The sequence below is a fragment of the Saccharibacillus sp. O23 genome (assembly GCF_002205895.1).
Lineage (GTDB): Bacteria > Bacillota > Bacilli > Paenibacillales > Paenibacillaceae > Saccharibacillus.
On record NZ_NJDE01000008.1, the window covers coordinates 318,376 to 330,474 of the forward strand.

Annotated in this window: 8 protein-coding genes and 16 tRNA genes; 2 read left to right on the top strand and 22 right to left on the bottom strand. The window is 56.9% G+C overall.

All coding sequences use genetic code 11. From position 1 onward, the window contains the following. Window positions 1–2 precede the first annotated feature (2 nt). Together CDO73_RS11780 and CDO73_RS11785 are read right to left on the bottom strand one after the other, a co-directional pair. On the bottom strand, window positions 3–674 hold the full coding sequence (locus CDO73_RS11780) for a PspA/IM30 family protein (protein ID WP_088488726.1): 672 nt from the start codon (window positions 672–674) through the stop codon (window positions 3–5). Window positions 675–748: 74 nt separating this feature from the next. Then, complete coding sequence (locus CDO73_RS11785) at window positions 749–1,063, bottom strand: hypothetical protein (protein ID WP_088488727.1); 315 nt, start codon at window positions 1,061–1,063, stop codon at window positions 749–751. A 443-nt stretch (window positions 1,064–1,506) separates the two neighbouring features. On the opposite strand from CDO73_RS11785, the gene mprF reads away from it, so the two are divergent. Further along, complete coding sequence (gene mprF / locus CDO73_RS11790) at window positions 1,507–4,353, top strand: bifunctional lysylphosphatidylglycerol flippase/synthetase MprF (protein WP_088488728.1); 2,847 nt, start codon at window positions 1,507–1,509, stop codon at window positions 4,351–4,353. Window positions 4,354–4,675: 322 nt separating this feature from the next. Here mprF and CDO73_RS11800 read toward each other — a convergent pair whose 3' ends face one another. From CDO73_RS11800 to CDO73_RS11815, 4 genes are all read right to left on the bottom strand, one after another. Next, complete coding sequence (locus tag CDO73_RS11800) at window positions 4,676–5,764, bottom strand: Gfo/Idh/MocA family protein (RefSeq protein ID WP_256972663.1); 1,089 nt, start codon at window positions 5,762–5,764, stop codon at window positions 4,676–4,678. A 118-nt stretch (window positions 5,765–5,882) separates the two neighbouring features. After that, window positions 5,883–7,001, bottom strand: coding sequence for a Gfo/Idh/MocA family protein (locus CDO73_RS11805; RefSeq protein ID WP_088488730.1), 1,119 nt, complete (start codon window positions 6,999–7,001; stop codon window positions 5,883–5,885). A gap of 68 nt (window positions 7,002–7,069) precedes the next feature. Next, a complete protein-coding gene (locus CDO73_RS11810; RefSeq protein ID WP_088488731.1) occupies window positions 7,070–7,852 on the bottom strand; it encodes a sugar phosphate isomerase/epimerase family protein in 783 nt (260 codons plus the stop codon). 22 nt (window positions 7,853–7,874) lie between these two features. Continuing rightward, complete coding sequence (locus tag CDO73_RS11815) at window positions 7,875–9,062, bottom strand: Gfo/Idh/MocA family protein (RefSeq protein WP_088488732.1); 1,188 nt, start codon at window positions 9,060–9,062, stop codon at window positions 7,875–7,877. Window positions 9,063–9,260: 198 nt separating this feature from the next. Here CDO73_RS11815 and CDO73_RS11820 point away from each other — a divergent pair, with 198 nt between their 5' ends. Further along, window positions 9,261–10,166 carry an AraC family transcriptional regulator gene (locus CDO73_RS11820; protein ID WP_088488733.1) on the top strand — a complete coding sequence of 302 codons (906 nt, stop codon included), beginning with the start codon at window positions 9,261–9,263 and terminating at the stop codon, window positions 10,164–10,166. A gap of 121 nt (window positions 10,167–10,287) precedes the next feature. On the opposite strand, the gene CDO73_RS11825 is transcribed toward CDO73_RS11820, so the two are convergent. The 16 genes from CDO73_RS11825 to CDO73_RS11900 all read right to left on the bottom strand — a co-directional run bounded on the left by CDO73_RS11825 (window position 10,288) and on the right by CDO73_RS11900 (window position 11,887). Further along, window positions 10,288–10,368: transfer RNA gene (locus CDO73_RS11825), tRNA-Leu, on the bottom strand. Window positions 10,369–10,383: 15 nt separating this feature from the next. Further along, window positions 10,384–10,460 (bottom strand) — tRNA-Arg (locus tag CDO73_RS11830). A 29-nt stretch (window positions 10,461–10,489) separates the two neighbouring features. Continuing rightward, window positions 10,490–10,563 (bottom strand) — tRNA-Cys (locus tag CDO73_RS11835). Window positions 10,564–10,575: 12 nt separating this feature from the next. Then, window positions 10,576–10,650: transfer RNA gene (locus CDO73_RS11840), tRNA-Gly, on the bottom strand. 20 nt (window positions 10,651–10,670) lie between these two features. Then, window positions 10,671–10,745, bottom strand: a tRNA-Gln gene (locus CDO73_RS11845). Window positions 10,746–10,753: 8 nt separating this feature from the next. Next, window positions 10,754–10,826: transfer RNA gene (locus CDO73_RS11850), tRNA-His, on the bottom strand. Window positions 10,827–10,867: 41 nt separating this feature from the next. Continuing rightward, window positions 10,868–10,941, bottom strand: a tRNA-Trp gene (locus tag CDO73_RS11855). A gap of 5 nt (window positions 10,942–10,946) precedes the next feature. After that, window positions 10,947–11,031 (bottom strand) — tRNA-Tyr (locus tag CDO73_RS11860). Window positions 11,032–11,043: 12 nt separating this feature from the next. Further along, window positions 11,044–11,119 (bottom strand) — tRNA-Thr (locus tag CDO73_RS11865). A gap of 35 nt (window positions 11,120–11,154) precedes the next feature. Beyond that, a tRNA-Phe gene (locus CDO73_RS11870) sits at window positions 11,155–11,230 on the bottom strand. 51 nt (window positions 11,231–11,281) lie between these two features. After that, window positions 11,282–11,358 (bottom strand) — tRNA-Asp (locus tag CDO73_RS11875). 19 nt (window positions 11,359–11,377) lie between these two features. After that, window positions 11,378–11,451 (bottom strand) — tRNA-Met (locus CDO73_RS11880). An 18-nt stretch (window positions 11,452–11,469) separates the two neighbouring features. Then, window positions 11,470–11,545 (bottom strand) — tRNA-Val (locus tag CDO73_RS11885). Window positions 11,546–11,628: 83 nt separating this feature from the next. Further along, window positions 11,629–11,700, bottom strand: a tRNA-Glu gene (locus tag CDO73_RS11890). Window positions 11,701–11,717: 17 nt separating this feature from the next. Beyond that, window positions 11,718–11,808: transfer RNA gene (locus CDO73_RS11895), tRNA-Ser, on the bottom strand. Window positions 11,809–11,811: 3 nt separating this feature from the next. Continuing rightward, window positions 11,812–11,887: transfer RNA gene (locus CDO73_RS11900), tRNA-Asn, on the bottom strand. Window positions 11,888–12,099: the final 212 nt, after the last annotated feature.

Sequence of the window (12,099 nt, forward strand, 5' to 3'; positions counted from 1 at the left end):
GCCTACTCCTTTCCTTCGTCGCGTTTCAATTTGTCTTTCAGACGGGCCATTTCCTGTTCGAGCAGGCTGCCCGCTTCCCCGATCTGGCGGGAAGCTTCGTGTCCCAGCTTGCGGATGTCTCGAAGGCTGTACGTTTCGTATTCCATCGAAGTCATCTGATCGTCGAGACGATCGAACATCTTCGGCACGTCCGAACCGTATCCGCTGCCGCGGCGGTTCATGCGCTGCTGCAAACGAAGCGTCTCCATGCGAGCGTAGTAGTATTGACGTTTGTTATATACGGTCTGATATTCGTTTCTAAGTACGTTGAGCTGCTCGCCCAGCTCTTTGAACGTCTCTTGGCTCTGTTCCCACAGTTCCGTATACTGACGTTCTTTTTCCTCGTACAGCATTTTCTCCTGCAAAGCCAGCTTCGCGATCGATTCCTCTTCCGCCTTAAGCGCCAACAGCGCCTGCTCTTCGCGTTTCTCGCGCATCGAAGCCGCGTGATCGACCTGTTGGCGAAGCTGCTTGCTGTGGTGGGCCGACTGATCGTACAACCGCTGCACCTCGGCGATCTCCTGACGGGTCTCGACCAAGAACTGATCGATGATCCGCACCGGATCTTGGCTTTCTTCAAGCTTATCGTTAAGGGTAGCCAGCGTAATATCTCTCATTCGTTTAAACATGCTCATTCGGCGTTTCTCCCTCCCTTGCGTGATTTGCGTTCGTGCTTACGACTGACGGACTTGCGCGGCTTATCCGACGTTTAACCTCCGAACCCGCTGCGTCTGCTCGACCCGTGTCCGCTTCTGCCCGCGATCCAGACGATGCCCGCGACGATCAGGATAATCCCGAACAGCGGACCGATCAGCCAGGACAGCTTCGCCAGCAGCATGCATCCGCCGACGATCATCAGCAGACCGCCCAGAAAAGTCTTGCCGGTCTTCATTCCGTAGTACCCGAGCGCGAAGATCGCGGCCGCGAACAGGAATCCGACAACGCTTCCGAACTTGCCGAACAGAATCAGCAGGCCCAGGATCACCAGCGCGATCGCCGGGACATTCAGTTTCATGCTTCTCATTAACTTTTCACCGCCTTTCGTGAATCAATTTCCTTATGTCCTTATTCTAGACTTTGCCGACGTTTCGCAACACGGGCCGAGGGCGGTTTTTGAACCTAGACCTAAGGCGGGGAGCGACCCGGACCTTGCGCGCCGGCGGAATTCGCGCAGACTGCCGGGAAGCTGATACAATTAATGAAGACTTCCGATTATCGGGTAAATAGCAGTGGAAGAGCGCGCGAGTTTCGTCTATGATTCGCTCATACGGGTAACGCGGTAGCGTTCTCTTCCGATCTTGGCCTGCTTCTCGTTCTCGACGGGATCGCAAGCAAAAGGTTACAAAGATGTTCGGTTCGTAACGGGCGGGTTTATGCTACTATTTATGAATGTTATTCATTGACTCGGGTTGATTTTCTATGGAAATCACAAATGTAATTCATTCCTTCTAAAATGTAGGTGACTTCATGAATCGTATGAAAGCTGTATTGGAACGTCTGCAAATCCTGCGATTGTTCGCTTTCCTCTACCGGATGAAGATCGTACGGCTGCTTATTCCGATCGCCGTGATCGCTTTCGTCTATTTTCAGAGCGAAGGCGAACTTCGCAGACTCAACTTCTCCCGAATCCTGTTCGACATCCGTTCGATGCCCACTTCGGATATCGCTCAGATTCTGGCGGTGTCGCTGGTCTCCGTCTCGGTGATGTGCGCGTACGACTTTCTGATCTGCCGGCACTTTCGTTTGAACGTGACCAAGTGGGATGCTTTCCGTTACGGATGGATCTCCAATACGTTCAACAATTTCCTCGGCTTCGCCGGATTCACGGGAGCGGGCGTGCGGGCGCTTCTGTATCGCAACAGCGGCATCACGCTGGCGCAGATCACGCCGGCGATCGTCTTCTTGTCGCCGACGATGGTGACCGGACTGTCCGTGCTGGCTTGGATCGGGATCGTCGGCTTGATGCCGATCGGGTTCATGCTCAGCGAACATCGCTGGCTGATCTACGCCGTATGGGGGATGGCGCTTTATCTGCCGATCTTCCTGCTGATGCAGCGTTCCAAACTGTTCGCCAAATGGTTCCACAAAGAAGGCGACGGAACCCGGCTGCCTTGGAGCATCATCAGCAGTTCGGTCGCGGCTTCGCTGTTGGAATGGTTTTTCGCCGGACTTACTTTCTGGCTGATCTGCTCGAAATTCCTGCACGGCGTCTCTCTGGCCGAAGGACTGGCGATCTACAGCGTATCCGCCATCGCCGGCATCGTCAGCTTCGCGCCGGGCGGTTTGGGCGCGTTCGACATCACGGCGCTGCTCGGCTTGCAGATGATCGGCGTACGGCCGGAAGCCGCTTTGGCGGCCATCGTGCTGTTCCGCGTCTTCTACTTCTTGATCCCGTGGCTGATCGCGCTCGCCATGACCGCGTTCGAACTGCTGCCGGGCCGCCGCAAAGCGATCCGGCAGGAGACGGCGTCGGGTGAACCGCCGATCGGCGCGCACCCGGAAACGGCGGGCAAGATCGTACCGGGAGACGCCGAGGACGATCACAAGACCATTGCCGCGTACTGGCAGCGCTTCTGGAATTGGCCCGGCCAATTCGGTTTCCTGAGCGATATGGGGATCTGGGCGCTGGGCAAACTGGTTCTGGCCTGCGGCCTGGTGCTGCTGCTCTCCGCCGCGACGCCGGGGCTGCTGGATCGCGTTCATTTCATGGCGCGCTTCTTGTCTACGCCGCTGATGAAGCTCTCGCAGCAGATCTCCGTCGTGATCGGCTTCATGCTGATCATCTTGTCGGGCGGCATCTCGCTCCGCTTGCGCCGGGCGCACCGGCTGACTTCGCTGCTGCTCGTCGCGGGCGCGATCTTTACGTTTATCAAAGCTTTCGATTACGAAGAAGCGATCTTCCTGCTGGTGGTCGCCATGCTGCTCTGGATCTCGCGCGCGCGTTTCTACCGCTCGGGCGCGACGCTTTCTCGCAAACGGATCGGGCTGTGGTTCGGCTTCACGCTCGTATTGGCCGGCTTGTATTACCTGATCGGCACGTCGTCGAGACCGCGCTTCCTGCATCATCTTCCGTCGGGATTCCGTCCGGAATGGATCATGCACTCGAACGAATATGCCGTGATGGCCGTCAACGGTATCGTGGCGGCTTGGATCTTGTTCTCGCTGCTCGTGCTTCTTCGTCCGAAACGCCGCGAAGTCGCTTCGGATCTGCAGAACGAAAGCGAGAACACGGATCGTCTGGACGAATTTTTGAAACGGGAAAAAGGCAACCTGCTCACGCATATGCTGTATCTGGGCGACAAACAGTTCTACTGGGCTCAGGACGGCAAAGTGTTGATCCCTTACGCCCGCTCCCGCGACAAACTCGCGGTGCTCGGCGATCCGCTCGGTCCGAAGAACAAGCTCGCGGACGCGATCGAAGAATTCCAATCGTTCGCCGATCGTTACGCGCTATCCGTCGTCTTCTATCAAGCTTCGCCCGAATATCTGTCGATCTATCACGAGAAAGGGTACCGCTTCTTCAAGCTCGGCGAAGAGGCGCTGATCAATCTCGAGACGTTCACGTTCTCGGGCAAAAAGATGACGGCTTTCCGTACGGCGAAAAACCGCTTCGAACGGGACGGCTATACGTTCTCCGTCGAGTCCGCGCCTTACGATTCGGCCCTGATCGAAGAACTGCGTCGAATCTCCGACGTCTGGCTCGGCAGCCGCAAAGAAAAAGGCTTCTCGCTGGGCTGGTTCGACGAAGCCTATCTTCAACGCTCGCCGCTCGCTCTGCTGAGAGACCCGGAAGGACGCACCGTGGCTTTTGCCACGCTGGCTCCGGCTTACGACGACGGCAGGACCATCTCCGTCGATCTGATGCGCCATCTGCCCGACACGCCGAACGGCACGATGGACCTGCTGTTCGCGCGGCTGATCGAATGGTCGAAGGAACAAGGCTATCAAACGTTCAATCTCGGCATGGCTCCGCTGTCCAGCGTCGGCAGCAGCCGCAGCTCGCTGCGCGAAGAGAAGCTGGCGAATCTGGTCTTCCGCTACGGCGGCCATTTCTACGGCTTCGAAGGACTCCGCCGTTACAAGGAGAAGTTTTTCCCGGAATGGCAGCCGCGTTATCTGGCTTATCCGGCGTCGGTATCTCTGCCGGTGCTGCTAGTGGATCTCGTCATTCTGGTCTCCCGACGGCCGAAAAGCCGGGATCTCGGCATCGGCGCCGTCGAGATCGGCGAGTCGCTGCCTTCGAATCCGCAAGGAAGAACGGGAGCGCCGGCAGCCGCGCCGCCGACTGCTCCGAGCGGCGGAGAATCCGAATAATCCACGTTTTGTCGGCCTGAACGATCCGTTCAAACTCAAAAGCGTTCGATCCTTTATAGAGGATCGAACGCTTTTTTTGGCTTGCGAGCGGCTTTTTTCAAAAAGAACTCGGGTTGCGGCCGGATCTATCCGACGCTGCGAACGTTGGAACAAAAAGAACTCGTCACCAAAAGAAGCGAGAAGCGCTCCGGCGAACCTTCCCGGAAAACCTGAAGACGAGTCGGAAACGAACCAAACGTCAAGACATTTAAATTTCATAACGGATAAAGATCGGATCTCTATCAAGGTTCGCCGTCCGAAGTTGAAGCCGGAGACGACCGCGTTATCGGCCGGTTCCGATCGGTCCGGCAGGCACGACTTTCGCCGCCGCGCGCGAAGCCGCGTAGATGCCGTAGACCAGATTCAAAGCCCGACCGCCTTCCTCGGCGTCCAGCCAGAACTTCCGACCTTCCCGTACATGGCGATAGAAATCGCGAATCAGCAGGCCGTGGCTGACGCCCCAATACGATTTCGCGCCGGTAGCCGTCCGCGACGGACGGCTCAGCTCCGTCTCTTCGCCGTCCTGCAGCAGATACACGCGGTCGCGCCGCTGAAGCACCGCGCCTTGTTCGAATACCAATTCCAGTTCGACGGGGCTGTTGGTCAGATAAGCGTTGGTTCCGTAGAACAGCGCGCGCACTCCGTTATCGAAATCGATGCAGGCATGAGCCGTGTCTTCGACTTCGATGACTTCGTTCAGCGTATCGGTCGTCACGCTGCCCGCGATCCGCGACACTTCGCCGCCCGCGAACCATTGCAGCAGATCCAACGTATGGATCGTCTGGTTGATGAGCAGTCCGCCGCCTTCGGTCGCCCATTGTCCGCGCCACGGACTTCCGGCGTAATATTCCGGCGTCCGCGACCAAGACACGGATCCTTTGAGGCAGAGCAGCCGGCCCAACCGGCCGGACTGCACGATCTCGCGGATCACCTGCGAGCTCTCGTTGTACCGATTCTGGAACGTCACGCCGAGCTGCGTGCCGCTGCGCTTCCACGCCGACTCCGCCGCCGCGCGCAGCGCTTCGGCCGCTTCCGGCGTATGGGCGAGCGGCTTCTCGGTCAAGACATGCTTGCCCGCCGCCAGCAGTTCCGCCGCGATATCCGCATGCCGATGGTGCGGCGTGCAGAGATGCACGACGCGAATATCCGGCCGCTCCAGAATGACGCGGTAATCGTCGGCCGCTTCGCAGCCGAGCCGCTGCGCTTCCCTCTCCGCCCGGGGCAAGTCGCTGTCGACGACAAGCAGCAGACGCGCTTCGTCCATCTCGCTTAACGGTCCCGCATGCTGCGGGAAGATCGTCCCGCAGCCGACGATCGCCGCTCCGAGCAGCCCTTTCTCGCCTTGCTCGCCTTTATTGCTCATGTTGTCCATGTTCCGGCACCTTCCGTCTCCGGCCGCTGGGGCATGTTTTCAAATCCGCCTCCATGGAGGTTTGAAAACACGCCCTAGGCCGGTTTTTCGATTCGTCTTTCCGCTATTCGGCGGAGATTCAGCGCCCGCTCCGAACTTCCGCCGCCGGCTTGCGAAGCGTATCCGGCGTCAGATTGACCGCCATCTCCTGCGCTTCCAGACAAAGCCGCGCGGCCAAGAAAGCATGTTCCTGCGTCATCGCGTTCTCCGTGCGATGCAGGCAATCCAGAATCAACTGCCCGAAGAACGGGCAGCCGACCTTGCCGGATACCTGCTCGTAATGCTCGCCTTCCGCGTCGACCCAGAAGACGTGATCTCCCGAATCGGACTTGGCCACGTCCGTATATTTGCGCAGCTCGATGTACCCTTCCGTACCGAGGATCACGGTCCGGCCGTCGCCCCAAGTACCGAGACCTTTCGGTGTCAGCCAGTCGACGCGGAAATACTGCGTCGCCCCGTTATCGCCGACGAGCGTCGCGTCGCCGAAGTCTTCCAATTCGGGATATTCCGGGCTGTGATAATTGCCTACCTTGCTGTGCAGCACCGTAGCGCTCTTGCAGCCTGCATAATGCAGGAACTGCTCGATCTGGTGGCTGCCGATATCGCACAGAATGCCGCCGTAATCTTCGCGGCGGAAAAACCAATCCGGCCGCCCGGCGGCGTTCAGCCGGTGCGGGCCCGTGCCCATGACCTGCACGACCCGCCCGATCTTGCCCGCGCGGATCAATTCGTCCGCGTACACCGCGCTCTCGACATGCAGCCGCTCGCTGTAATACACCATGTACTTGCGGCCCGTCTCGGCCGCGCAAGCTTCCGCCGCCTCCAGCTGCGCCAGCGAAGTAAACGGCGCTTTGTCCGTAAAATAGTCCTTGCCGCTGTTCATCACCTGCAAGCCCAGCGGCCCCCGCTTGGCCGGAATCGCCGCCGACGCCACAAGCCGAACTTCAGGATCGGCCAGAATCTCGTCCAACGATCCGGCCGTATTTACGCCGGGAAACGTCCCAACAAACGCTTCTACCTTTGCCGGATCGGGATCGTAGACCCATTTGAGCGTCCCGCCCGCTTCGACCAGCCCGTTGCACATCCCGTAAATATGCCCGTGATCCAACGCCGCCGCCGCGAATACGAATTCGCCCGGCTGCACCACCACCTTCGCTTCATGCTTCGGCGCGTAATTCATTCCGTCTTTTCGACTCATCGTCTGTTCCTTCCTCCCGCTGCTTCTTTTTGATCCGTCTCCGACTTGATCCGTCCGTTCCGGCCTGCTTACAACGTCTTCTCCCGCTGAAGCATTCCATGCAGATAGTCCAGACTCATCTTCACGCTCTCGAACGGATCGCGGCGGCAGACGTCCTGCTCGACCACGTACCATTCCACGCCCGTCGCCCGGCAGGCTTCGATGATCGACGCATAGTTCATATTGCCGTGGCCGACTTCCGCGAATACGGCTTGGCCGCCGACGATCTCCATGTCTTTCAGATGCACGACCTGCATCCGGCCTTCGACTTTATGCGCCCACTGCGCCGGATCGCCGCCGCCCGCCTGCACCCAATACATGTCGAGTTCGAAACCGAACGCGTCCGGATCGCTTTCTTCGAGCAGGATATCCATCGCCGTCTTGCCGTCGAATTTCTCGAACTCGAAATGATGGTTATGGTACACGAATTGCAGACCGTGATCCTGCTTCAATCTGCGGGCGATCTCCGAAGCCTCTCGGGCAAATGTCCGCCAGCCTTCGGCGCTCGTCCGGTATTGATCCGGCGCGATGCCCAACCCGACGTACCGGCAATCCCACAGCTTATGCTGCTCGGCTACCGCGTTCAGTTCGTTTTTCAGCCGGTCGTACGGAATATGCGTCGCGCAGATCGTCAGGTCGCTTCGGATCGCCAACTCTTTGACTTTGCGCGGATCGATCGGTCCGATGCCCGACACCTGCACCGCGTCGTAACCTATTCGTTTCAAGTTTTCGAACGTCGAAGCCAGTCCTTCTTCCGTCTGCGCTTGTTCGCGGAACGTGTACATTTGCGCCGCGATCGTCGATTTTTTCATGCTTTCTCCGCCTTTCCGTTCTCTAATGCGTGCCCGATACGTTCAACGTCGCTTCCGTTCCGACCTGCTTGACGAAAGTGGATTGTTCGATGCGTTCGTTCAGCTTCTCCAAATACGCGTCCTCGTCGATCGGCAGCTCCACCCAATCGTCCGTCCAGCTCGACAGATGCATCGCGTTGGACAGCGTCAAGCCGCGAATGCCTTCTTCGCCCGGCGCGATCAACGGCTCCCGGTGCAGGATCGCGTTGGTGAAGTTCCTCAGGATGCCTTCATGCTGCGCGCCTCCTCCGCCTTCGACGGGAATTTCGCATTTCCAGCATTCCGGCTGCCCGAATCCGCCTTTGTACGTCGCGTTGAACTCCGGCTCCGGCGTACGCAGTCTCCAGAACGTGAGTTTGTCGTCTTCGATCACGATCTTGCCGTTGTCGCCGGAGATCTCGAAGCGGTTGGTGCCCGGCGCTTCGCCGACCGTGGTCACGAAGAGTCCCGTCGCTCCGTTCTCGTACTCGACATAAGCGGTCACGTCGTCTTCGACCTCGATATTCCGCGTTTTTCCGAAGCTGCAAAACGCTCTCACCCGTTTCGGCATCATCCCCGTCGTCCACTGCCAGAGGTCGAGCTGATGCGGGTCTTGATTCAGCAGCACGCCGCCGCCTTCGCCTTTCCACGTTGCCCGCCAGCCGCCGGAATCGTAGTAACTCTGCGAGCGGTACCAGTTGGTAATGATCCAATTGGTCCGACGGATTTCGCCCAGCTCGCCCGATCGAATCAGATCGCGCAGCTTGATGTACAGCGGATTGGTCCGTTGATTGTACATGATGCCGAATACGAGACCCGATTCCGCCGCCCGCTCGGCCGCTTCGTTCATCTGCCGGACCGCTTTGGTGTAGACGCCGGCCGGCTTCTCGATCAGTACGTGCAGTCCGTGTTGAAACGCTTCCATAGCCAAAGTCGGATGATCGTAATGCGGCGTCGCGATCAGCACCGCGTCGACCTCGCCCGAAGCCATCAATTCTGCCGGTTCGAGATATCCTTTCACGTCCTGAGGCAGATACTGCTTCGCCCAGTCCAAACGTTCCTGCCTAAGATCGCTGACAGCCGTCAGCGTCGCGCCTTCGATGCGGTCGATCAAGCTTTTCGCATGCGCGCTGCCCATATTGCCGATCCCGATAATGCCGAATCGTACCTTTTTGCCGATTTTCTTGTCCATGCCCTCTCCTCCATCGCTTTCGAATCGAATCGTGGTGAACCGAATCTTGAATCCGAGTGGCGTACACGTTGAGGATACCTCAGCTTCGCGGCGAAGAACATGAATACGATTAAGAACTTTTTGACTAAAACTAAGGTGTTTTGGACAAATGGTGTATACTGCGGGTAACGTCACTTTTACGAGAAAAGAGGTGTCCCGATGCGAAGAAACGCCCCGCAGAAAGAAGACGCACAACCTTTTCCCGCCGCTTCGACCGTTCGAGCTTCTCAGGAAGAAACGCAGTTTCGCGCCGAAACGGCCGATCGTTTATTGGAGAATCTGACCGTTCATGTCTCGCATGCTTTTTACCGCGCGGGTTACTTCGGCTGGAACGCTCCGGAAGAGAAACCGGCGTTCAACCGCCTGTATTATCTCACCGAAGGCGAAGGCGCGGTGACGTTGGACGGAGTGCGTTACGAACCTCAGGCAGGACAGTTGTTCATCATGCCGGCAGGAACCGTTCAGACGCGCTTTACGCCGCCCGAACATCCGTATTCCCGTTACTTCTGCCACTTCGATGCGCGCATCGGCGAATGGCCGCTGTTTCAAGCGGGTTCCGCGTTTCAGATCGCCGACGTGACCGAGCCCGAGCGGATCGAAAGCCTTTTTCGCGAGATGATCCAGCAGTCCGAATCTCCCGGTCCTTTCTCCTCGCTGCGGGTCAAATCCTGCCTGCTGCAGCTGCTCGCCTACTGTCTGGAACGCGGCGGCCATCACGGATTCATGGATCGCTTCATGCAGGGCAGCGAACGCGGCAAGCTTGCCCGGGTACTGGAGTATATCGACGATAAGCTTCAAGAGCCGCTCGAAGTCGAGACGCTCGCCGAACTGGTCCACTTGCATCCCAATTATTTCATTCCTTATTTCAAAAAACAGATGGGCGTCCCTCCGATGAGCTACGTGCAGCGCAAACGCATCGAAGCCGCCCGGCGTCTGCTGACTTCTACCGATACCGGCATTACCGACATCGCCGAGCAGATCGGCATGGACCCGGCCCATTTCTCGCGTACTTTCAAAAAAGCGACCGGCGTCTCGCCTCGTTCTTACCGCAACAGTACGCGCTGAAAGCCGCTTGCTCCGATTATAAAAAAAGCCCTTCGCCTATAAAAGGCGAAGGGCTTTCGTTGCATATTCGATTCGCATAAAACAAAAGACATACTAGATTTCTCTAGTATGCCTTCGCTTATACCGGTGAAAGGACTCGAACCTTCACGGGTCTCCCCACTCGATTTTGAGTCGAGCGCGTCTGCCATTCCGCCACACCGGCACATCCAAAAAAAGATGGCGCGCCCTAAGAGATTCGAACTCCTGACCTTTTGATTCGTAGTCAAACGCTCTATCCAGCTGAGCTAAGGGCGCAAATATTTCATTAGATGAAGAAAATAAACTGGAGGCGCCACCCAGATTCGAACTGGGGGTAGAGCTTTTGCAGAGCTGTGCCTTACCACTTGGCTATGGCGCCGAAATAAAAAAATGGAGCGGACGACGGGAATCGAACCCGCGACCCTCGCCTTGGCAAGGCGATGCTCTACCGCTGAGCCACGTCCGCTTAAAACAATGAAATTAAAATGGCTGGGGGTATAGGATTTGAACCTATGCGTGACGGAGTCAAAGTCCGTTGCCTTACCGCTTGGCTAACCCCCAAAATAAAGGGCGATCGACGGGAATTGAACCCGCGAATGTCGGAGTCACAGTCCGATGCGTTAACCCCTTCGCCACGACCGCCAAAATGCAAGATGAATCTTTGGGTTAAATATGAATTTCTATGGCAGGGGCAGCAGGAATTGAACCCACACTAACGGTTTTGGAGACCGCTGTTCTACCTTTAAACTATGCCCCTATAACTGGTGGAGGCTGATGGATTCGAACCACCGAACTCAGAGAGAACAGATTTACAGTCTGCTGCGTTTGGCCACTTCGCTAAGCCTCCACATTCAAGAAATGGTGCCGGCGAGAGGACTTGAACCCCCAACCTACTGATTACAAGTCAGTTGCTCTACCAATTGAGCTACACCGGCTTATTCATTGAGTGTGAAACATATCAAGTTGTAAATGGTGGCTCGGGACGGAATCGAACCGCCGACACAAGGATTTTCAGTCCTTTGCTCTACCAACTGAGCTACCGAGCCGAGCAGTTGTTCCTGCTAGCCCGATCTCGAGCGATTGCAGAAGAATGAAAATGGCGGAACTGACGGGATTCGAACCCGCGGTCTCCTGCGTGACAGGCAGGCATGTTAGGCCTCTACACCACAGTTCCAGGCCAAAAGATGAAGCAATTGCGGGGGCAGGATTTGAACCTGCGACCTTCGGGTTATGAGCCCGACGAGCTACCGAGCTGCTCCACCCCGCGTCAGAGTGTAAATCAATATGGTGGAGGCTGAGGGGATCGAACCCCCGACCCTCTGCTTGTAAGGCAGATGCTCTCCCAGCTGAGCTAAGCCTCCATTTCACATACGCTTACCATTATATCAGGTTAGCAGCCTTATGTCAAATGTTTTTTCGTGACTCTTCTTTTTGAAGAAGAGAATGACCCGTAGGGGATTCGAACCCCTGTTACCTCCGTGAAAGGGAGGTGTCTTAACCCCTTGACCAACGGGCCTTGCTGCAAAATTACTATGGCGGAGAGAGAGGGATTCGAACCCTCGAGACGCTTTAGACGCCTACACGATTTCCAATCGTGCTCCTTCGGCCACTCGGACACCTCTCCATATGGCTCCCCGAACAGGACTCGAACCTGTGACAACTCGATTAACAGTCGAGTGCTCTACCAACTGAGCTATCAGGGAACAATGCGGCTTGAATTCAAGCCAAATCAAGGTTTGCACCTTGAAAACTGGATCCGAAACGATCTCTTCGCGTCATCGAAGTGACTTTCGAGGAAGTCCATCCAAAGCATATGCTTCCGATGTGACTTTTCTACGAAAAGTCTGTAGGATAAGCCCTCGACCGATTAGTACTGATCAGCTCCACACATTGCTGTGCTTCCACCCTCAGCCTA